The organism is Mycobacterium sp. 2-64 (assembly GCF_035918375.1).
Taxonomy (GTDB): domain Bacteria; phylum Actinomycetota; class Actinomycetes; order Mycobacteriales; family Mycobacteriaceae; genus Mycobacterium; species Mycobacterium intracellulare.
This window is the reverse complement of record NZ_CP142361.1, coordinates 1,149,815-1,171,008: the sequence shown is the minus strand read 5'-3', so window position 1 is coordinate 1,171,008 and position 21,194 is coordinate 1,149,815. Positions and strand designations below refer to the sequence as shown.

General features: G+C 70.6%; 15 protein-coding genes. 7 read left to right on the top strand and 8 right to left on the bottom strand.

Going from position 1 to position 21,194, the window contains the following annotated elements:
• Positions 1-3: 3 nt before the first annotated feature.
• Positions 4-2,982, bottom strand: a complete 2,979-nt coding sequence (locus tag QGN31_RS05590) for a UPF0182 family protein (protein WP_026071234.1) — start codon at positions 2,980-2,982, stop codon at positions 4-6.
• Between the two features lie 73 nt (positions 2,983-3,055).
• Entirely contained in the window at positions 3,056-4,078 is a 1,023-nt protein-coding gene (locus QGN31_RS05585) for a YlbL family protein (RefSeq protein WP_009955776.1), read from the bottom strand.
• 106 nt (positions 4,079-4,184) lie between these two features.
• On the opposite strand from QGN31_RS05585, the gene QGN31_RS05580 reads away from it, so the two are divergent.
• The 3 genes from QGN31_RS05580 (at position 4,185) to QGN31_RS05570 (ending at position 7,888) form a co-directional block, all read left to right on the top strand.
• Positions 4,185-5,561 carry a zinc-dependent metalloprotease gene (locus QGN31_RS05580; protein WP_162130200.1) on the top strand — a complete coding sequence of 459 codons (1,377 nt, stop codon included), beginning with the start codon at positions 4,185-4,187 and terminating at the stop codon, positions 5,559-5,561.
• Between the two features lie 86 nt (positions 5,562-5,647).
• The gene (locus tag QGN31_RS05575) at positions 5,648-6,463 is read left to right on the top strand and encodes a cyclodehydratase (RefSeq protein WP_179300182.1); all 816 of its coding nucleotides are present in this window, start codon (positions 5,648-5,650) and stop codon (positions 6,461-6,463) included.
• Between the two features lie 81 nt (positions 6,464-6,544).
• Positions 6,545-7,888 carry a macrolide-binding ATPase MABP-1 gene (locus tag QGN31_RS05570; RefSeq protein WP_008259631.1) on the top strand — a complete coding sequence of 448 codons (1,344 nt, stop codon included), beginning with the start codon at positions 6,545-6,547 and terminating at the stop codon, positions 7,886-7,888.
• Between the two features lie 9 nt (positions 7,889-7,897).
• On the opposite strand, the gene QGN31_RS05565 is transcribed toward QGN31_RS05570, so the two are convergent.
• Complete coding sequence (locus QGN31_RS05565; RefSeq protein WP_008259632.1) at positions 7,898-8,149, bottom strand: WhiB family transcriptional regulator; 252 nt, start codon at positions 8,147-8,149, stop codon at positions 7,898-7,900.
• A gap of 404 nt (positions 8,150-8,553) precedes the next feature.
• The gene (locus QGN31_RS05560) at positions 8,554-10,653 is read right to left on the bottom strand and encodes an ATP-dependent DNA helicase UvrD2 (RefSeq protein WP_162130201.1); all 2,100 of its coding nucleotides are present in this window, start codon (positions 10,651-10,653) and stop codon (positions 8,554-8,556) included.
• A gap of 217 nt (positions 10,654-10,870) precedes the next feature.
• Between QGN31_RS05560 and mrx1 the strand changes: the two genes are divergently transcribed.
• Positions 10,871-11,125: a mycoredoxin Mrx1 gene (mrx1, locus tag QGN31_RS05555; RefSeq protein WP_008259646.1), complete on the top strand. Its 255-nt coding sequence runs from the start codon at positions 10,871-10,873 to the stop codon at positions 11,123-11,125.
• 10 nt (positions 11,126-11,135) lie between these two features.
• Here the strand turns inward: mrx1 and nudC are convergent, their stop codons facing one another.
• From nudC to QGN31_RS05535, 4 genes are read right to left on the bottom strand one after another with little or no spacing between them, the layout of a single operon-like run.
• The gene (gene nudC / locus QGN31_RS05550) at positions 11,136-12,068 is read right to left on the bottom strand and encodes an NAD(+) diphosphatase (protein WP_008259652.1); all 933 of its coding nucleotides are present in this window, start codon (positions 12,066-12,068) and stop codon (positions 11,136-11,138) included.
• Positions 12,068-13,138 carry a potassium channel family protein gene (locus QGN31_RS05545; RefSeq protein ID WP_008259653.1) on the bottom strand — a complete coding sequence of 357 codons (1,071 nt, stop codon included), beginning with the start codon at positions 13,136-13,138 and terminating at the stop codon, positions 12,068-12,070. Before QGN31_RS05545 ends, nudC begins: the two co-directional genes overlap by 1 nt.
• 48 nt (positions 13,139-13,186) lie before the next feature.
• Positions 13,187-16,534 carry an ATP-dependent helicase gene (locus QGN31_RS05540; protein WP_014942786.1) on the bottom strand — a complete coding sequence of 1,116 codons (3,348 nt, stop codon included), beginning with the start codon at positions 16,532-16,534 and terminating at the stop codon, positions 13,187-13,189.
• On the bottom strand, positions 16,531-19,656 hold the full coding sequence (locus QGN31_RS05535; RefSeq protein WP_014942787.1) for an ATP-dependent helicase: 3,126 nt from the start codon (positions 19,654-19,656) through the stop codon (positions 16,531-16,533). The genes QGN31_RS05540 and QGN31_RS05535 overlap by 4 nt, the downstream gene beginning before the upstream one ends.
• A 123-nt stretch (positions 19,657-19,779) precedes the next feature.
• Here QGN31_RS05535 and QGN31_RS05530 point away from each other — a divergent pair, with 123 nt between their 5' ends.
• Genes QGN31_RS05530 through QGN31_RS05520 form a run of 3 tightly spaced genes read left to right on the top strand, consistent with a single transcriptional unit; the run spans position 19,780 to position 21,122 of the window.
• Positions 19,780-19,980, top strand: a complete 201-nt coding sequence (locus QGN31_RS05530; RefSeq protein ID WP_041785165.1) for a hypothetical protein — start codon at positions 19,780-19,782, stop codon at positions 19,978-19,980.
• A 45-nt stretch (positions 19,981-20,025) separates the two neighbouring features.
• On the top strand, positions 20,026-20,811 hold the full coding sequence (locus tag QGN31_RS05525; RefSeq protein WP_014942788.1) for an alpha/beta fold hydrolase: 786 nt from the start codon (positions 20,026-20,028) through the stop codon (positions 20,809-20,811).
• 2 nt (positions 20,812-20,813) lie between these two features.
• Positions 20,814-21,122 (top strand): MGMT family protein, encoded by a 309-nt coding sequence (locus QGN31_RS05520; RefSeq protein ID WP_009955653.1) that lies wholly within the window; start codon positions 20,814-20,816, stop codon positions 21,120-21,122.
• Positions 21,123-21,194 lie beyond the last annotated feature (72 nt).

Below are 21,194 nucleotides of genomic sequence, written 5' to 3'. Positions count from 1 at the left end.
ACGCTATTTGGTGTTGTTGTACTTGGTGATCGCGTCGTCCAATCGCTGCAGCGCCGCGCCGTAACCGGCGAAATCGCCCTTCTTCTGCGCGTCCTTGGCCGCGCCGATCGCAGCCTGGATCTCTTGCAGCACAGCCGCTTTGGCCGGTGACAGCGCCACCGACCCGTCCGGCGCCGGCGGGACGGCCGCGGGCGGCGGCGATCCCGGCGTCGCGGCGGGCGCCGGCGCGCTGGGCGGCGGATTCGCCGGGGTCCCCGCCTCGGTGGGCTGAATGCCCGTCGCCGCCGCCCCCGCGCCGGGGCCGAACAGCCCGGTGAGCGCGTCGCGCACGGTCGGGCCGTACCCGATCTTGTCGTTGTACATCATCGCCACCCGGATCAGCCGCGGGTAGGACGACGCGGCGTCGCTGGCCCCCGGGGAGGCGTACACGGGTTCGACGTAGAGCAGCCCGCCCTGCCCCACGGGCAACGTGAGCAGGTTGCCCCACCGGATCCGGTTCTGGTTGTCGCGCCCGATCACCCCGAGGTCCTGGGACACCGCCGGGTCGGTGGTGATCGCGTTGTTGGCCAGCTTGGGCCCGTTGACCTGGCCCGGGATGGTCAGCACGGTGATCCGCCCGTACGTCGCCGGGTCGGAGCTGGCGCTGATGTAGGCGGCGAGATAGTCGCGCTTGAACCTGTTCATCGCGCTGGTCAACTGATACGACGACGAATTGTCGTTCTTCGCAATGTTTTTCGCGACGATGTAATACGGCGGCTGATAGCTGCTGGCGGTCGGGTTCGGGTCCAGCGGCACGTCCCAGAAGTCCGACGTGGAGAAGAACGTCACCGGGTCGTTGACGTGATACTTCGCCAGCAGCATCCGCTGCACCTTGAACAGGTCCTCGGGATAGCGCAGGTGCTCGGCCAGTTCGGGGGTGATGTCGCTCTTGGGCTTGACGGTTCCGGGGAACACCCGCATCCACGCCTTGAGCACCGGATCCTGCTCGTCTTGCTGATACAGGCTGACGGTGCCGTCGTAGGCGTCGACGGTCGCCTTCACCGAGTTGCGGATGTAGGAGACCCGCTTGTCGGGTGCGAGCCTGTTGAACGCCACCTCGTTGGAGTCCGCGGTCGCCGACTCCAGCGATGTGAGTTCGGAATACGGGTAGTTGTCCAGCGTGGTGTAGCCGTCGATGATCCACACCAGTCGCTTGTTGACGATCGCCGGGTAGACGGCGCTGTCGGTGGTCAGCCACGGCGCCACCGCCTCCACCCGACGCGCCGGGTCACGGTTGAACAGGATCTTGCTGTTCGAGCCGATCACGTTGGAGAACAAGAAGTTCCGCTCGGCGAACTTGGCGGCGAACACGCTGCGCGACAGCCAGTCGCCGAGGGGGACGCCGCCGAGCCCGGTGTAGGTGTAGTTCTTGGTTTCGTTGCTGGTCTCGTAGTCGTATTCGCGGTCGGCGCCGTTGCGCCCGACGATCGCGTAGTCCGCGGCCGTGTTGGAGATGACCGGCCCGTAGTAGACGCGCGGCTGGTCGAGCGGCGCGGGACCGTCGGACACCACGTTGCCGTTGGCGCCGACGACGTTGACCAGGAATTCGGGGTAGCCGCCGTTTTGGTTGGGGTCGTTGGCGATTCCGCGCACCGTGTTGGCCGGTGACGCGATGAACCCGTTGCCGTGGGTGTAGACCGAGTGCCGGTTGATCCAGTCGCGCTGGTTGTCGATGAGGCGGTCGGGGTTGAGTTCGCGGGCCGCCACGACGTAGTCCCGCAGCGACCCGTTGCGGTCCAGGTAGCGGTCGATGGAGAGCTGGTCGGGGAAGTAGTAGAAGTTCTTGCCCTGCTGGAACTGGGTGAACGCCGGGCTGACGATCGTCGGGTCGAGCAGCCGGATGTTGGAGGTGGTGGCGCGGTCGTCGGCGACCTGCTGGGCGGTGGCCTGCGCGTCGCCGGTGTAGTTGCGGTAGGTGACCACGTCGGCGGTCAGGCCGTAGGCTTGCCGTGTCGCGGCGATGCTGCGGCTGATGTATTCGCTTTCCTTTTGCGCGGCATTGGGTTTGACGCTGATCTGCTCGACGATCAAGGGCCAGCCAGCACCCACGATCAACGACGACAGCAGCAACAGGACCAGGCCGATCGCGGGAATCCTCAAGTCCCGCAGGACGACCGCGGAGAACACCGCGCCCGCGCAGATGAGCGCGATCGCCATGAGGATCAGCTTCGCCGGCAGCACGGCGTTGATGTCGGTGTAGCCGGCGCCGGTGAAGGGCTTGCCGCCGCGGGTGTGCGACAGCAGCTCGTAGCGGTCCAGCCAGTAGGCGACCGCCTTGAGCAACACCAACAGACCGACCAGGGTGACCAGCTGGATCCGCGCCGACCGGCTCAGCGCGCCGGTGCGTCCGGAAAGCCGAATGCCGCCAAAGATGTAGTGGGCCAACAGGTTGGCCACGAACGCCAGGAACACCGCCACGAACAGGTAGCTGAGCAGCAGCCGGTAGAACGGCAACTCGAACGCGTAGAAGCCGAGGTCCTTGCCGAACTGCGGGTCTTTGATGCCGAAGTCGCCGCCGTGCAGGAACAACTGGATCCGCACCCAATAGCTTTGGGCGATGATGCCGGCCAGCAGGCCGATCGCCACCGGGACGCCGGCGCTTACCAGCCGCAGCCGGGAAAGGACCAGGGCGCGGTAGCGCGCCACGGGATCGTTGTCGTTGCTCGGTACGAACACCGGCCGGGTGCGGTAGGCCACCGCGAGCCCGGCGAACACGATGCCGCCCACCAGCAGGCCCGCGATCAGAAAGACCACGAATCGGGTGACGAGCACGGTGGAAAACACCGAGCGGTAGCCGAGCTCGCCGAACCACAGCCAGTCGACGTAGGCGTCGATCAGCCGCGGGCCCGCGAGCAGCAGAGCGATCACACCCAGTGCGATCAGGATCAGAATCCGGCTACGCCGAGTCAGCTTCGGCATTCTTGCGGTGGGCCGCATCCCCACTGGCTACGCTCCCTGATCGATTGCTAGACGGTGACAACTCTACGCACTGCACAACCGGCGATCCCGCGCTTGCCTAGCAACTCGGCGGCTGCCCACCGGACGTGATCGCGTGCAGCGCATCTACCGCCTGGCTGAGCGTCTCGACCTTGACCAGCCGCAGGCCGGACGGATTGTCCGAACTGGCCTCGTAGCAGTTCTTCGCCGGCACCAGGAACACCGTCGCCCCGGCCGCGTGCGCGGCGACCATCTTGTGGGTGATGCCGCCGATCTGGCCGACCTTGCCGTCGGCGGTGATGGTCCCGGTTCCCGCGATGAAATTCGACCCCGCCAGGCCACCGGTGGTCAGCTTGTCGACCACGGCCAGGCTGAACATCAGTCCGGCGGACGGGCCGCCGATGTTGGCGAGATTGAAGTCCACGACGAACGGCGCCCACGGCGCGTCGAGCACCGCGACGCCCAGGTAGCCGTAGTCGCGGTCCTTGTTGGAGCCCAGCGTGATCTGCGCCACACCGGCGGGTTCGTTCTTGCGGCGGTAGTCGATCGTCACGGTCTGACCGGGTTTGGTGTTCTTCAGCAGCCCGGTGAAGGCGTCGACGGTCGCGACCGGGGTGCCGTTGACCGCGTCGATGGCGTCGCCGGCCTTCAGCTTGCCCGCCGAGGGACCGGGTTCGGGGACCTTCGCCACCGTGACCGCCGACGGGTACTTCAGATAGCCCAATGCCGCGTATTCGGCGCTGTCCTCGGATTGCTTGAAGTCGGCGCTGTTGGCCTTGTCCACTTCCTCCCGCGACTTGCCGGGCGGATAGATGATGTCGCGCGGCACCAGCTGTTCGGTGTCCGAAAGCCAGAGCGTCAGCGCCTCGCCCAGCGTCAGATCGTCGCGCTGCGAGACGGTCGTCATGTTCAGGTGACCGGTGGTCGGATGCGTCAGGGTGCCCTGGATCGCCACCACCTGCTTGCCGTCGACCTCGCCGAGCGTGTCGAAGGTGGGGCCGGGACCCAGCGACACGAACGGCACCGTCACCACCGCCAGCAACACACCGAACACCACGATCGGCACCAGCGCGACCATCAGGGTCAGGATGCGCCTGTTCACGCCGAATACACTAGACGGAGCGCGTCGCCGGTCATTCGGCTGCAAGGCCCCCCGTACGAGGTTCAGCTACAAGCTGACCCGCCGTCGCGCGCCTTCCGATCCCACGGTGAGTACCGTTGGGGTCATGGCTGACCTGCCGTTCGGCTTCTCCCCCGGGGAGGACCCCGACAAACACGGGAAGAAAGATCCCGATTCGGGGTCGAACCCCTCCGACCCGTTCGCCGCGTTCGGAATGAGCGGTGATTTCGGCATGGGTGACCTGGGCCAGATCTTCACCCAGCTGGGTCAGATGTTCAGCAGCGCCGGCACCGTCGGACCCGGCGGAACGGCTTCGGGGCCGGTCAATTACGAATTGGCGCGGCGCGTCGCCTCGAACTCGATCGGCTTCGTGGCGCCGGTGCCGGATACGACGAATTCGGCGATCGCCGACGCGGTGCACCTCGCCGAAACCTGGCTGGACGGGGCGACGGCGCTGCCCGCGGGCACCGCCAAGGCGGTGGGTTGGACTCCCGCCGACTGGGTCGACAACACGTTGGCGACGTGGAAGCGGCTGTGTGACCCGATGGCCCAACAGATCTCGACGGTGTGGGCGGCGTCGCTCCCCGAGGAAGCCAAGAGCATGGCCGGCCCGCTACTGCAGATGATGTCGCAGATGGGCGGCATGGCGTTCGGCTCGCAGCTCGGGCAGGCGCTGGGCCGGTTGTCCCGGGAGGTGCTGACGTCGACCGATATCGGTTTACCGTTGGGGCCCAAGGGAATTGCGGCGATCATGCCCGACGCCGTCGAGTCGTTCACCACCGGGCTCGAGCGTCCGCGCAGCGAGATCCTGACCTTTTTGGCCGCGCGCGAGGCCGCCCACCACCGGCTGTTCAGCCACGTCCCGTGGCTGTCGAGCCAATTGCTGGGAGCGGTCGAGGCCTACGCGATGGGCATGCAGATCGACATGTCGGGAATCGAGGAGCTGGCCCGCGACTTCAATCCGGCGTCGCTGTCGGATCCGGCGGCGATCGAAAACCTGTTGGGGCAAGGCGTATTCGAGCCCAAGGCCACGCCCGCGCAGACGCAGGCGCTCGAGCGCCTCGAGACGTTGCTCGCCCTGATCGAAGGGTGGGTGCAGGTGGTGGTGGCCGCCGCGCTGGGCGACCGGATTCCCGGCGCGGGCGCGCTCGGCGAGACGCTGCGCCGGCGCCGGGCCAGCGGCGGCCCGGCCGAGCAGACCTTCGCGACGCTGGTCGGGCTGGAGCTGCGGCCGCGGAAGATGCGTGAAGCGGCCGCGTTCTGGGAGCGCCTGACGCAGGCCGCCGGGGTCGACACGCGCGACGGCATCTGGCAGCACCCCGACCTACTGCCCAACGCCGAGGACCTCGATGAGCCCGCCGGTTTCATCGACCGTGTCATCGGTGGTGACACCAGCGGCATCGACGAGGCGATCGCCAAACTCGAACGCGAGGACCCCGACTCCGACGGCCCTGTGGACAACTGAACGGGCCGTCGCCCCCGCCGTGACACAGTGGCGCGGTGACTCAGCAGTGCCAGGCCGCGCTGTCCACCTACGCGCTGGACCCGGCGATGCCGGTGCTGCTGCGCCCCGACGGCGCGGTGCAGGTCGGCTGGGATCCCCGTCGCGCGGTGCTGGTACGTCCTCCGGGCGGTTTGGCCGCCGCCGAGCTGGCCACGCTGTTGCGGACCATGTCGTCGCCGACCCCGCTGCCGGAGTTGCAGCGACGGGCGCTTGACCGTGGCCTGACCGACACCGAGGGCCTGAGAAGCCTGGTGGCGCAACTGGTTCGGGCCGGGGTGGCGACCGAATGCGGGCGACCGCGCGGCCGGGCGCCGTCGGTGCGGGTGCACGGCCGCGGGCCGCTCTCGGAGTTGCTCGTGGAATCGTTGCGCTGCTCGGGCGCCCGGATCGCGCACAGCAGCCAACCGCACGCGGCGGTGTCGGCCGGCGACGTCGACCTGGTGGTGTTGTCGGACTACCTCGTCGCCGACCCGCGCATGGTGCGCGATCTGCACGACCAGGGCGTCGCGCATCTGTTGGTGCGGGTGCGCGACGGCATCGGGCTGGTGGGTCCGCTGGTGATCCCCGGGGTGACGAGCTGCCTGGGCTGCGCGGACCTGCACCGCAGCGACCGCGACGCGGCGTGGCCGGCGATCTGTGCGCAGCTGCGGGAAACCGTCGGCGTCGCCGACCGGGCCACCGTGCTGGCGACCGCGGCGCTGGCGCTGTCTCAGGTGAACCGGGTGATCGCGGCCGTGCGCGGCCAGGGCGCGGCGTCCGAGCCCGAACCGCCCCAGACGCTGAACGCGACGCTGGAATTCGATCTGCACGCCGGCGCGATCGTCGCGCGGCAGTGGGTCAAGCACCCGTTGTGCGCCTGCTGAGGGCGGTCCCGTGCGCTGACCTGCGGCGACGCGAGTTGACAACAAGCGTTGTCGGCTTCTCTCCACATCGCGTGGGCCATCATGGATGATGGTTACGTGGCAGACATCAAACGGGGCCGGGCTGCGCGTAACGCCAAGCTGGCCAGCATTCCGGTCGGATTCGCCGGTCGGGCAGCGCTCGGATTCGGTAAGCGGCTGACCGGCAAGTCCAGGGACGAGGTCCAGGCCGAGCTTCTGGAAAAGGCCGCCCACCAGTTGTTCACCGTCCTGGGTGAGCTCAAGGGCGGCGCGATGAAGGTGGGCCAGGCCCTGTCGGTGCTCGAGGCCGCGATTCCCGAGGAGTTCGGCGAGCCCTACCGCGAAGCGTTGACCAAGCTGCAAAAGGACGCCCCGCCGCTGCCGGCGGCCAAGGTGCACCGGGTGCTCGACGCCCAACTGGGCACCAAGTGGCGCGAGCGGTTCAGTTCGTTCGACGACACCCCGGTGGCCTCCGCGAGTATCGGCCAGGTGCACAAGGGCGTGTGGTCCGACGGCCGCGAGGTGGCGGTCAAGATCCAGTACCCCGGGGCCGACGAGGCGCTGCGGGCCGACCTCAAGACCATGCAGCGGCTGGTCGGGGTGTTCAAGCAGCTCGCGCCGGGCGCCGACATCCAGGGCGTGGTCGACGAGTTGATCGAGCGCACCGAGATGGAACTGGACTACCGGCTCGAGGCCGAGAACCAGCGCGCGTTCGCCAAGGCGTATCACGACCACCCGCACTTCGCGGTGCCGCGCATCGTGGCCAGCGCACCGAAAGTGGTGATCCAGGAGTGGATGCAGGGCATCCCGATGGCCGAGATCATCCGCCACGGCACCACCGAGCAGCGCGATCTGGTCGGCACCCGCCTGCTCGAGCTCACGTTCGACGCGCCGCGCCGGCTGGAGATGCTGCACGGCGACGCCCACCCGGGCAATTTCATGCTGCTCGACGACGGCCGCATGGGCGTCATCGACTTCGGCGCCGTCGCGCCGCTGCCCGGCGGCCTGCCGATCGAGCTCGGGATGAGCATCCGGCTGGCCCGCGACAAGAACTACGACCTGCTGTTGCCGACGATGGAGAAGGCCGGGTTCATCCAGAAGGGCCAGCAGGTGTCGGTGCGCGACATCGACGACATGCTGCGCCAGTACGTCGAACCGGTCGAGGTCGAGGTCTTCCACTACACCCGCAAGTGGCTGCAGAAGATGTCGGCCATCGAGATCGACCGGTCCGTGTCGCAGATCCGCACGGCCCGGCAGATGGACCTGCCGCCCAAGCTGGTGATCCCGATGCGGGTGATCATGTCGGTGGCCGCGATCCTGTGTCAGCTGGACGCCCACGTGCCGATCAAGGCGCTGTCCGAAGAGCTGGTGCCCGGGTTCGCCGAACCCGACAACGCGGTCGTCTAGTCTCGCGCGCTAGGCCGCCTTGCGGGGGCGGCCGCGGGGTCGTTTGAAGCTCAACACCGAACCGCGGTCGAAGATCTCGCCGCCCCACACGCCCCAGGGCTCGGCCCGTTCCAGCGCGGCCGCCAGGCACTGGCGGCGCACCGGGCAGTCGACGCACAGCGACTTGGCGCGTTCGAGATCGGCCGGCGCTTCGGCGAACCAGAGATCGGGATCGCCGGCGTGACACGGCAGGTCCGGCCTGGGGGCTATCCGTGCCGACATGTCCTACCACCTACTTCCTGGTCTGGGTTGCTGTCCTTGAGCGGTGATCCGGACCAGGTCGCTTCGTTGCCGACCGATAACTATGGCCACGGATCCTTGACTTCGGGTCCGTGGCCATCTGGGTGAAAACCGGGGCTGCTGCTTACGTTGCCTTCGGTGGGCCCCCGACTCCTACGGACGCGTCGGTCGCGGCGGCGGCGCGATGCTTACGCGCGGCCGCCGACACGGCGGCGGGTGCGGCATGGGAGGTACCCGCGGACAGCTCCGCGCGGGCCACGCCTACACCGAACGCGTCGCTGAGCATCGCGGCCACCCTCCTTCGTCCGTAGTGCCGAGTCGCGGTATCGAGGGTAAACGGTCACCGTCGTCGTCACAACCGATTTTCTGACCTGCGCGTTTGCCGGTCAGCGACCGCGAACCAGCTCCAGCACGTCGGGGCCGTACTGTTCCAGCTTGCGCGCGCCGATGCCGGGAATCGCGATCAGCGCCTCGTCGTCGTCGGGCCGCAGCTCGGCGATGGCGATCAGCGTGTTGTCGGTGAAGACGACGTAGGCGGGCACCTTCTGTTCCTTGGCGACGTCCAGCCGCCACGCCTTGAGCCGGAGCAGCAGGTCCTCGTCGATGTCGGCCGCGCAGGTCTCGCAGCGGCGCAGCATGACGGCCGCCGGGGTCGTGAGGTTGTTATTGCAGATCCGGCAGCGGGTCGCGGTGGCCCGGTTGCGCCGAGACTTGTTCGGCCCCGGCTCGGCCCGTGCCTGGGGTGCGATGCCGTTAAGGAACCGCGACGGCTTGCGGCCCTGGCGCCCGCCCGGGCTGCGGGCCAGCGCCCAGCTGAGCGCCAAATGCGTTCGGGCCCTGGTGATTCCGACGTAAAGCAGGCGGCGCTCCTCCTCGACCGCCTCGCTCTCGGCGCCGTGGGCCAGCGCGTGTGAGATGGGAAGCGTGCCGTCGGCCAACCCGACCAAGAACACCGCGTCCCACTCGAGCCCCTTGGCGGCGTGCAGCGATGCCAGCGCGACGCCCTGCACCACCGGTGGGTGCCGGGCGTCGGCGCGCATCCGAAGCTCGGCCAGCAGCCCCGGGAAGTCCAGCTGCGGGCGTTGGGCGACTTCGTCGTCCACCAGTTCGGCCAGCGCGCTCAGGGCCTCCCAGCGCTCGCGGGCGCGGGTACCGACCGGCTCCTGGGCCGTTAGGCCCAGCGGTTCCAGCACCGCGCGGACGACGTCGGGCAGGGGACCCTCCGCACCGCGCTCGGCGGCCCGATGCAGCGCCAGCAGGGCCTGTTTGATCTCCTGGCGATTGAAGAATCCCTCGCCGCCGCGGACCTGGTAGGCGATGCCCGCCTCGGTCAGCGCCTCCTCGTAGATCTCCGACTGCGCGTTGACCCGGTACAGCACGGCGATCTCGGACGGCGGGGTGCCGGATTCGATGAGCCGCGCGATCGACGCCGCGACCGCGGCGGCCTCGGCCGGCTCGTCGGGATGCTCGTGGAACGTCGGCGCGGGACCCGGCGGGCGCTGGCCCACCAGGTGCAGCTTGCTGCCGGCGACCCGCCCGCGGGCCGCGGCGATCACCTGGTTGGCCAGCGAGACCACCTGGGGGGTGGACCGGTAGTCGCGCTCGAGGCGCACGACGGTGGCGTCGGGGAAGCGGCGGGAGAAGTCGAGCAGGAACCGCGGCGAGGCCCCGGTGAACGAGTAGATGGTCTGGTTGGCGTCGCCCACCACCGTCAGGTCGTCGCGGTCGCCCAACCAGGCGGTCAGCACCCGCTGCTGCAACGGCGTGACGTCCTGGTATTCGTCGACCACGAAGCAGCGGTAGCGGTCGCGGAACTCCTCGGCCACCGCCGGGTCGTTTTCGATCGCGGCCGCGGTGTGCAGCAGCAGGTCGTCGAAATCGAGCAGGGTGACGTGTTCGCCGCGCGCTTTGAGGGCCTCGTAGGCGGCGTAGACGCCGGCGATCTGGGCGGCGTCCAGTGGGATGTCCCGCCCGGCGGCGGCCACCGCGGCGGGGTATTCCTCGGGGCCGATCAGCGACGCCTTGGCCCACTCGATCTCGCCGGCCAGGTCGCGCACGTCGTCGGTGCTGGCGTTGAGCCGGGTGCGGCTGGCCGCCCGGGCCACCACCGCGAACTTGCTGTCCAGCAGCTGCCACCCGGTGTCACCGACCACCCGCGGCCAGAAGTACCGCAGCTGCCGGTGGGCGGCGGCGTGAAAGGTCAGGGCCGAGACCGCGCCGACGGCCGGCCCCGTGCCCGCCGCGGCGTCGATCGCCCGCAACCGGGAGCGCATCTCCCCCGCCGCCCGCTGGGTGAACGTGACCGCCAGCACCTGGCCGGCGGCGACATGACCGCCGGCGACCAGCTGGGCGATCCGGTGAGTGATGGTGCGGGTCTTGCCCGTTCCGGCGCCGGCCAGCACGCAGACCGGGCCGCGCGGAGCCAGCACGGCCTCGCGCTGCTCGTCGTCCAGCCCGGCTGTCAGTGGATCGGCGACCGTCGGCATGGCGTCCATAGTGGCTTCCCATACTGACAAGTCGCCGTGCGAGCTGAGGCATCGCCACGCCCGAATCGGATGGCCTGGCGTGTCGCCACGGCGCGTCGCGTCCCACTCCTTCGCATACCGCTGCGCGGAATGCATCGTCGCCGGGCTACCCCCGAGCGCCCACTCCTCCGCATCCCGCTGCGCGGAATGCATCGTCGCCGGGCTACGTTATCGGGCTATGACCACTGCCCCGCTCACCGTCTACACGACCTCCTGGTGTGGCTACTGCCATCGGCTCATGACGGTGCTCAAGTCCAACGGAATACCGTATGAGGCGGTCGACATCGAGCACGACGCGGCGGCCGCTGACTTCGTCAGCTCGGTCAACGGCGGCAACAGGACGGTCCCGACGGTGAAGTTCGCCGACGGGTCGACGCTGACCAACCCGAGCGCGGCCCAGGTGAAGGCGAAGCTGGCCGAGACCGGTAGCTGAGCAGGCCCAGTCAGTCGATCGCGGCCCAGGATTCGATGATCACCCGCGCGATCGAAATCGACCCGGGCAGCAGGAGTTTCGACTCCGAGGAACTCGACCAGTCCCCGGCCGCCAGCGCCTCGCGCACCTCGTCGCGCGTGAACCACGCCGCCTCGGCGATCTCGCCGTCGTTGAACGAAAAGTCCTGCGCCGGGTCGCCGACGGCGTGGAAGCCGACCATCAGCGAGCGCGGGAACGGCCACGGCTGACTGCCCAAATAGCGCACGTCACGCACGGTCAGCCCGATCTCCTCACGGATCTCCCGAGCCACACACCCCTCGAAAGACTCACCGGCCTCGACGAATCCGGCCAACAGCGAGAACATCCGCTCCGGCCACACCGCCTGGCGCGCCAGCACCGCGCGGTCGCCGCCGTCGTGCACCAGACAAATCACCGCCGGGTCGATGCGCGGGAACTCCTCGTGCCCGGTGACCGGGTTCACGCGTGACCAACCCGCCCGGGCCGGACGTGTGGGTGAACCGTCCACCGAGCTGAATCGAGACTTCTCATGCCAATTCAACAGTGCGACAGCCGATGACATCAGCTGGCCGCTGGTGTCGTCGAAGATCGGGCCGAGGCTGCGCAAGTTCACCACCTCGGTGCGCGCGTCGGGGTCCTCCGGGGCCTGCAGCGCGCCGCGGATCGCCCACACGTGGCGGCCACCCTCGAGGCGCCCCAGAAACACCGCCTCCGACGGCGGCTTGTCGCCGAGTTCGGCGGCGGCACCCAGCACCACCCGGCCGTCGGAAACCAGCACCTGATTGCGCGAGTCCACCCGCAGCAGCGCCGCCTCGGCCCAGCCCGCGGTGGCCGCCTCGACGTCGGTGCGCAGCTGATCGGCTCGGTCGGCTCCGACGCGCGACAGCAACGGGACGCTGCGCAGCTGAAAATCCGCGATCGCCATCAATGCCCCACGCTTCGGATGTAGAGCAGGCGGTCGTTGGCCTCGACGGCGTCCACCTCCGGGGCGTCGATGCGCCACAGGTGCCCGTCGCGCACCACGCCGAGCACGATGTCGCGCAAATGCCGCGGCGAGCCGCCGACTTCGCTCTGCTCGACCTCGCGCTCGGCGATCGCCAGGCCGGCGTCGGGGGTCAGCAGGTCCTCGATCATCTCCACGACGCTGGGCGTCGTGGTGGCAAGCCCGAGGAGGCGACCGGCGGTCGCCGACGAGACCACGACCGAGTCCGCCCCCGACTGCTGCAGCAGGTGCTGGTTCTCGGCCTCCCGGATCGAGGCGACGATCTTGGCGTTGGGCGCGATCTCGCGCGCGGTCAGCGTCGCCAGCACCGCGGTGTCGTCGCGGCTGGTGGCGACGATGATGGACGCGGCGTGCTGGGCCCCGGCCAGCCGCAACACATCGGCCTTGGTGGCGTCGCCGTGGACGGTGACCAGGCCCGCGCTCTCGGCGTGCTCGAGCGTGCTGCGATCGGTGTCGACGACGACGACCTCCGCCTGGATGGTTTCGTCGCCGAGGATCGCGGCCACCGCCGTTTTGCCCTTGGTGCCATAACCGATCACGATGGTGTGATTGCGCACTCTGCTCCTCCAACGCTGAATCTTCCACCCTTGGCGAGACCGCTCGGAAAGCACTTCGAGCGTGGTGCCGACCAGCACGGCCAGGAACGCGATCCGCAGCGCGGTGAAGATCAGGGTGTGCACCAGGCGCGCGGTTTCGGTGTACGGCGTGATGTCGCCATAGCCGGTGGTCGACAGCGAAACCGCCGAGAAATACAGGCAGTCCAAAAATGTCAGCGGCTCGTTGCGCACATCGCGGAACCCGTCGCGGTCCAGGTAGACGATGACGGCCGCGCCGAACAGCACCACCAGGGCGATGGCCAGGCGGCGGGTGATGACCCGAATGGGGCTGGCGTGCTCTTCGGGGATGCGCACCACGCCGATCAGCTGGTGACCGCGCTGGGCGGTCAGCGTTTCGTCCAGACCGCTCAGCTTTCGGGACCTACCGTTGCCCACGGCGGCCCGTCATCGGTTTGATTTCCGCGCACGAGCCACGCACGCGTCTTATGTAACCACGGGCACCGCCTCCCCAATACTCGGGCGGCGCGGGTCACACCGCGTACCGTCCGGATCGATCAGCAACCCGGCCAGCTCGGCGGCGCTCGGCAGTTCGTCGGGGACCACGGTGGTGCCGGCGCGCACGTAGTAGAAGGCGGTGCGCACCGACGATTCCGCGACCCCGGCCAGCGCCGCCCAGGCCATCCGGTACACCGCGAGCTGGACGGCGGCCTGGCGCAGCGCCTCCGCGCCGTGCGGCGGTTCGCCGGTTTTCCAGTCCACGACGGTCGCGCCGCCGTCGGGATCGGCGAACACCGCGTCGATGCGCCCGCGGACCAGGGTCTCACCGATCGGCATCTCGAACGGCACCTCGACGGCGACGGGAGACCTTGCGGCCCACGGCGATTCGGTGAATGCGGCCTGCAGCGCGGCCAATTCGGCGCTGTCGCCGACGTCGGAGTCCGCCGCACCCGGCAGATCGCCGAGATCGAACAGGCATTCTGCGCCGTAGAACTTCTGGACCCAGGAGTGAAACGCATTGCCCAGCAACGCATGCGGATCCGGCCGCGACGGTAGCCGATGCCTCAACCGCTGCGCGGTGCCCGCCGGGTCGCGCGCCAGGCCGACCAGGGAGCTGACCGACAGCTGGCCGGGCAGTTCCCGGACCGGTGGCTCGATCAACCGCGCCCGTTCGGCCAGCAACGCATCGACGTCGGCGGCCCAGCCGTCGACATCGGCACACGGCCGGCCGGGTCCGGCGGCGAGCGCCCGCCTCACCAGCGTCGCACCGCGCTCGACCTCCTCGCGCCGCACGGCCAGCGGGTCTGCCGGCCACACCGCTTCGATGACGTTGTCGCGAAGCGGGTTTCGCTCGCCGTCGGCGGGCGACGGCGCCCAGTGCTCCACGGTGCCGCAGGGGTCGCCCGCCACGGCCGCACGGTCGATGACGTCCTTGATCTCCACCAGGAAATCCGACGGGCCGCGCGGCTTGACCCCGGTGGCGCCCCAGTGGTGCCCGGACACCAGCAGGGTGTCCTCGGCCCGGGTGATCGCGACATACAACAATCGGCGCTCCTCGTCCACGCGCCGCTGATCGAGCTGGCGGCGATGCTCGGAGATCTTGTCCGACAGTTGTTTTCGGTTGGTGACGTCCGAGGTGTCGAGCACCGGGATGCCCAGCGCCCCGGCGGCGGCGCGGTCGCCGCGAAGCAGCGGGGGCAGCTCCGCGGCGTCGGTGAGCCAAGTGCTCCTGGACGCGGTCGACGGGAACGTCCCACCCGAGAGGTGCGCGACCGCCACCACCTGCCATTCGAGTCCCTTCGCCGAATGCACGGTGAGCACCTGGACGCGGTCGCGCGCGACCGCCAAAGGTGCCGGCGCCAAACCGTTCTCGACCGCCTCGGCGGCATCCAGAAACCCCAGCAGCCCGCCCACCGAGGCGGTTGCGGACGCGTCCAGCCGCGTGGCCGCGCCGTCGGCGCGCTCGGCGTAACCGGCGACGACGTCGGCGAACGCGTCCAGGTGCTCGGTGCCGGCCCAACCCGCCGCCACCCCCGCCGCGGCCCGGACCTCGCAGTCGACGCCCAGCACGCGGCGCACCTCGGCCACCAGGTCGGCAAGGGGATGGCCGAGGTGGGCGCGCAGGGCGCTCAGCTCGGCGCCCAAGGCGGTGATCCGCTGATACCCCGCCGCCGAATACGAGCCGGCCGGACCCGGGTCGGCGATCGCGTCGGCCAGGCAGACGGTGTCGGCGTCGACGTGCGAGGGGTCGGCGGCGCGCGCAATCGCCTCGGGCGAGGGCGGCGCGGTGTCCCCCGCGGTCCCGCCGAGCGCGCGCGCACGCTGCCACAGCGCGGCGATGTCGCGGGCGCCGAGGCGCCAGCGCGCGCCGGCGAGCACCCGCATTGCCGCCGCGCCGGCCGTCGGGTCGGCGACCAGCCGCAGCATGGCCACCACCTCGGCGACCTCGGGCACCGACAGCAGCCCTGCCAGCCCGACCACCTCGACGGGAATGCCGCGCGCCCGCAACGCGTCGGCGATCGGCGCGGCGTCGGCGTTGCGGCGCACCAGCACCGCGGCCGTCGGCGGGCTCACGCCGTCGGCCCGGGCCCGCCGGTAGTGGGCGTCGAGGTGATCGGCGATCCACTCGCGCTCGGCCACCACGTCGGGCAGCAGGGCGCAGCGGACCGTGCCGGGCGGGGCGTCCGGGCGAGGGCGCAGCGCGTGCACGGCCACCGATCGCCGCCGCGCCTCGGCGGACACGGCGTTGGCGACCCGCAGGGTCCGCGGCGGATTGCGCCAGCTGGTCCGCAATTCCAGGACCGGCGCGGGTGTGCCGTCGGAGCAGGGAAAGTCGGTGGTGAACCGGGGCAGGTTGGTCGCCGAGGCCCCGCGCCAGCCGTAGATGGACTGGATGGGGTCGCCCACGGCCGTCAGCGCCAGCCCGTCGTCGACCCCACCGCCGAACAGGGCCGACAGCGCGATGCGCTGGGCGTGGCCGGTGTCCTGATACTCGTCGAGCAGCACCACCCGGTAGCGGGCGCGCAGGTCCTCACCGACCTGGGGGAAGCCCGCGGCCAACCGCGCGGCCGAGGCCATCTGCATGCCGAAATCCATCACCTTCTCGGCGCGCATGCGCTCGTCGAGCGCGTCCAGCAGCGGCACCAACTCCGCGCGCTCGGTCTGGGTGCCCAGCAGGCGCAGTAACCATTGGCTGGGACCGCGCTCCCGCTGATAGGGCCCGGCGGGCAGGCCATGGACGAGCCGCTCTAGCTCAACGTGGGTATCGCGCAGCTGTCCGGTGTCGACGAGGTGTTCGGCCAACTGTCCCCACAGGCGCAACACCATCGAGGTGACGGCGGCCGGGGTCTTGTCGGTGTGCAGCTCGCCGCGGTAGCCGTTGACCACGTCGAAAGCCAGCTGCCACAGCTCGGTTTCGCTGAGCAACCGGGTGTCGGGCTCGACGGGCAGCAGCAGCCCGTAGTCGCGCAGCAACGAACCCGCGAACGCGTGGTAGGTGCTGATCACCGGGGCGCCCTCGGGCTCGGCGGCGGCATCGCCGACCGGGCCCAGGCCGACGCCGGCCAACCGGGCCAGCCGGGACCGGACGCGGCGCAGCAGCTGGCCGGCGGCCTTGCGGGTGAACGTCAGTCCCAGCACCTGGGCGGGTTCGGCGTACCCGTTGGCGATCAGCCACACCACCCGTGCGGCCATGGTCTCGGTCTTACCGGCTCCGGCCCCCGCGATGACGACCAGCGGGCCCGGCGGCGCGGCGATGACCGCGGACTGCTCCTCGGTCGGCGGGAAAAGGCCGAGCGCGCAAGCCAATTCGCTCGGGTTGTAGCGGGCGTTCATCGGGTCGCGCCGTCGGTGTGCGCCGGGCAGCACGGCCGGATGGGGCAGTGCGTGCAACCGTCGTTGCGCCGCGCCACGAACTGCGGACCGGCCGTGGCGGCGGCGGCACGCCGGATGACCTGTCGCCATTCGTCGCCGGCGTCCGCGGTCAGCGGGTCCTGTTCGCGTTCGACGGCCCCGGCCGCCCCGGCCTTGCCGACGTAAACCAGCCGCGCCCCACCGGGTTCCACGGTGTCGCCTCCGGGGGCCACCAGGCCTTCGGACACCGCCAGCTGATACATCGCCAGTTGGGCATGTTGTTGGGCGTCGTCCTTGCTGACCGGGGACTTGCCGGTCTTGACGTCGACGATCACCAGCCGGCCGGCGGCGTCGCGCTCCAGCCGGTCGACGCGGCCGCGCAGCCGAACCTGTTCCCCGTCACCGGTTTCAAGGGTTCCGTCGATCTCGACCTCGACGCCGACCTCGGTGAGCGCGCCGCGGCTCTGGCTTCGCCACTCGACGAACGCCTCGAGCATCGCGCGGTGACGGGCCAGCTCGTTGTCCGAATGCCATTGCGCCGCAAAGGGTAGGTGCTGCCAGGCGCGCTCCAGCTCGGCCAGCAGTCCGGATTCGCTTCGATGCGGTTCGGCGATCAGCGCGTGCACCACCGAACCGATGGTGGAGCGCAGGTCGCGCGGATTGGTCCCGCCGTGGCGTTCGGCGAGCCAGCGCAGCGGGCAGTCGGTCAGTGTCTGCAGGGTCGACGGGGTCAGCGTCACGACGTCGCCGCCGCCCCGCAGCGGCTCGCCGGTGCTGACCGGGGTCAGGCCGTGCCAGCCGGCCGGGTCGGCGCCGGGCACCCCGGCTTTGGCCAGGCGGGCCAATTGCGTTGCCGCGCAGTCGCGGGCGAGCTCGTCCACCGCCCCGTCGGGGGCGCAGACCACGCCCCGCAGCCGTCCCACCAGCGCAGCCGCCGACAGCACCCGGGGCGCCGCAACAGGTTGCAGCGCAGTCGTTTCCACGTCTTCGTCGGCCCATTGCGCGATGTCGAAGAAGAACGGCGACGGCAGCGCGGCCGCGTGGTCCGCCCCACCGGTGTCGCTGTCGACCGCCGTCACCAACAGCCGCCGGCGGGCACGGCCCATCGCCGCCACCAGCAACCGGCGCTCCTCGGCCACCAGGGGTGCGCGCATCGAGGCGTCCGCGGTGACCCCGTCCAGCTCGTCGAGCAGCCGCTGGGTGCCCAGCACACCGCCCCGCGGAACGGTGTTGGGCCACAAACCATCCTGCAATCCGGCGATGACCACGAAATCCCATTCGTGTCCCAGCGCGGCGTGCGCGCTCAGCACCCTGACCTGCCCCGCCGTGGCGGCCGGCTCGGGGTTGGCGTTCGGCAGGTGCAGCGCGGCGACGTGCTCGACCAGGCCGCGCAACGACGCGCCGGAAGTGCGCGACACATAGTCGTCGGTGATGTCGAACAACGCGGTGACCGACTCGAGATCCCGGGTGGCCTGGGCCGCGGCGGGGCCGCCGCGCTCGCTGACCGACAGCCAGCGGCGCTGCAGCCCGGACCGATGCCAGGCGGCCCACAGGGTGTAGCGCGGGTCCTCACCGGCTTCGTGGCACCGCGCGGCAGCATCCAGCACCGCGCGGACCTTGCGCAACGAACGGAACTGTGGACCCGGCGGCACGGCGCCCGACAGCGTCTCGGCCAACAGCTCGGCGAAGTCGCCCGGCGGGCGATCGGGGTTGGCGCGCTGCAGGGTTCGGCGCAGTTGCCGCAGCGAAACCGGGTCGACGCGGCCGATGGGGCCGGTCAGCAACGCCAGCGCCTGCTGCCCGTCCAGCCCGTCGGCGGCGGCCAGCAGCACGGTCAGCAGCGCGCGCACCGCCGGCTCCTCGGCCAGCGGCCCGGTGGCGGCGGCCGCGGCCACCGGCACCCCGGCGGCGGCGAGCGCACGCGGCAACCGCGCGCCGGCCCGCGGTACCGACCGCACGATGACCGCCATCTGCGACCAGGGCACGCCGTCGACCAGGTGCGCCCGCCGCAGCGCGTCGGCGATCGCCGCCGCCTCGGCGTGCGCCGAGGCGGCGAGGCGCACCGTGACCGATCCCTCCCCCGCCCCGGCGCCGTCGATCCGGCGGCCGGCGCCGCCGCCGGGCAACCGGGCGGCGATGCCGCTGACGGCGCGGGCCACGGCGGGCGCGCAGCGATGCGACGTCGTCAACGTCACCGCCGGGCCGTCGCCGTCGAGCAGCCCGGCCGGTTCGCCGCCCCGGAAGCCGAACACCGCCTGATTGGGGTCCCCGGCGATCAGCGCCAGCTCGGCGCCCGCCGCGAGCACCCGCACCAGGCGGGCCGCCTGAGGGTCGAGCTGTTGGACGTCGTCGACCAGCAGGACCCGGATCCGGCCGCGTTCGGCCGCCAGCAGCTCGGGATCGACGGCGAACGCCTCCAGCGCCGCGCCCACCAATTCGGCGGCGCCCAGCGCGGGTGTCGTCGCCTCCGGCGCGGCCGTGCCGACCGCCGCGCGCAGCAACATCACCTGCTCGTACTGGCGTGCGAATTGCCCCGCGGCGATCCATTCCGGCCGGCGGCAACGACGGCCGAGCCGCTCCAGTTCCCCTGGGTCGATACCGCGTTCGGCGCAGCGGGCCAACAGGTTTCGCAGTTCCGTGGCGAACCCCGCAGTGCTCAGCGCCGCCCGCAGCTGCGCCGGCCACGCGGACGTCGCGCGGGGGCCGTCGTCGAGGTCTCCGGCCAGCAGCTCCCGGATGATGGCGTCCTGCTCGGCGCTGGTGACCAGCCGCGGGGGCGCATCGCCGGCCCGTTCGGCGGCGCGCCGCAAGACCGCGTAGGCATACCCGTGCACGGTCCGCACCAGCGGTTCGCTGACGGCGACCCGGCCCGGTCGGGAGCGCAGCAACGCCGTCGTCAACGCGCTGCGCTCGGCCATCCCGAGCCGGCCCGAACCGGTCAGCAGCAGAACCGATTCCGGGTCGATCCCGGCGTCGATCCGGGCGACCGCGGCGTCGATCAGCAGGCTGCTCTTTCCGGTTCCGGGCCCGCCGAGCACGCGAACGATCCCGCGCGCGCCGGGCGCCAGCACAGCGCTCGCGTCGGCCTCCCAGGTGTGTGCCATGGCTGCATGCAATCACCAGGGTGTGACAAGTGGACCCGGTCAGCGCCGACGCGAGCTCTTACCCTGGAAGTCGCAGCAGCGCGAAGAATGGTCTCAAGGCTGCAAAAGGAGGGGTTGACGACCATGACGGACGAGCACGGCTTTCCCATCGACGAGGCGCCCGAGGGCGACGCGGTGGAGCAACTGCGGCCCGCCGATTCCGACGACGACGCCGGCCTGGACACCGATTACGTGAGCGCCCGGGACCGCGAGGCCAACGAAGCCGACGTGATCGAGCAGGCCTACGTCGTGTCCGCGGACGACGATCGGGACGACGATCGCTGAGGACCGCCCGCGACGCCCGGTGACGGCGGCTGGCACCATCGACGGGTGACCGCGAAGTTGTACGTCCACCGCTACGGTCCGTCCGGTCCGGCGCGGATCCTCGCGCTGCACGGGCTGACCGGGCACGGGCAGCGGTGGCAACACCTGTCCGGCCTGCTGCCCGAGATCGGCCTGGCCGCACCGGATCTGCTCGGCCACGGCCGGTCCTCGTGGGCGGCGCCGTGGACCATCGACGCCAACGTCTCGGCGCTGGCCTTGCTGCTCGACGCGCAGCCCGGCACGCCGGTGGTGGTGGTCGGCCACTCGTTCGGCGCAGGGCTCGCCATGCACCTGGCCGCGGCCCGGCCGAACCAGGTTTCGGGGCTGCTGCTGCTCGATCCGGCGATCGGGTTGGACGGCGCGTGGATGCGCGAGATCGCCGAGGCCATGTTGTCCTCGCCCGACTATCCCGACGCCGAGGAAGCGCGCCTGGAAAAGGTGCACGGCTCGTGGTCGGACGTCGAGCCCGCGCTGCTCGAGGCCGAGCTCGACGAGCATCTGGTCGCCCTCCCCAACGGCCGCTACGGCTGGCGCATCAGCCTGCCGGCGATGATGGCGTACTGGAGCGAGCTCGCCCGCGACGCGGTGCTGCCGCCGGCGCAAACGCCGACGATCCTGGTGCGCGCCAAGCGAACATCGCCGCCGTATGTCACCGACGAACTCATCGCGGGCCTTGCGCAGCGGCTGGGATCGCGTTTCCGGCTGCTGGATTTCGACTGCAACCACATGGTGCCCTACGCCAAGCCCGACGACGTCGCCGCGCTGGCCCGCGAGCTACTGGAAGCCCGCTGACCGTGGCGCCGGTGACCGACGATCAGGTCGAGCGGGTGCGGGCGCTGGTCGCCGCCATCCCGTCCGGCAGGGTGGCCACCTACGGCGACATCGCCTCGGTCGCAGGGCTTTCCAGCCCACGGATCGTCGGCTGGATCATGCGGACCGACTCCTCGGACCTGCCGTGGCACCGCGTCATCACCGCCTCCGGGCGCCCGGCGCGCCACCTGACCACCCGGCAGCTGGAGCTGCTGCGCGCCGAAGGCGTGCTTGCCCGCGACGGCCGGATCGCGCTGGGCGAGGTTCGCTACGAATTCCCGGACGGGGCCTAGCCTCGATCTTTCGTGAAGATGGGGTGGTGACGGGCGTGTGATGCACGGAAGTGCCTGTCCTGCTTGAGAAAA

Coding starts and splice junctions, on each gene's coding strand:
- QGN31_RS05560 (WP_162130201.1), bottom strand. CDS start 10,653: ATGCCGACGGTCGCCGATCCACTGACAGCCGGGCTGGACGACGAGCAG.
- QGN31_RS05530 (WP_041785165.1), top strand. CDS start 19,780: ATGACGGACGAGCACGGCTTTCCCATCGACGAGGCGCCCGAGGGCGAC.
- QGN31_RS05540 (WP_014942786.1), bottom strand. CDS start 16,534: ATGAACGCCCGCTACAACCCGAGCGAATTGGCTTGCGCGCTCGGCCTT.
- mrx1 (WP_008259646.1), top strand. CDS start 10,871: ATGACCACTGCCCCGCTCACCGTCTACACGACCTCCTGGTGTGGCTAC.
- nudC (WP_008259652.1), bottom strand. CDS start 12,068: ATGGCGATCGCGGATTTTCAGCTGCGCAGCGTCCCGTTGCTGTCGCGC.
- QGN31_RS05575 (WP_179300182.1), top strand. CDS start 5,648: ATGCCGGTGCTGCTGCGCCCCGACGGCGCGGTGCAGGTCGGCTGGGAT.
- QGN31_RS05570 (WP_008259631.1), top strand. CDS start 6,545: ATGGATGATGGTTACGTGGCAGACATCAAACGGGGCCGGGCTGCGCGT.
- QGN31_RS05565 (WP_008259632.1), bottom strand. CDS start 8,149: ATGTCGGCACGGATAGCCCCCAGGCCGGACCTGCCGTGTCACGCCGGC.
- QGN31_RS05535 (WP_014942787.1), bottom strand. CDS start 19,656: ATGGCACACACCTGGGAGGCCGACGCGAGCGCTGTGCTGGCGCCCGGC.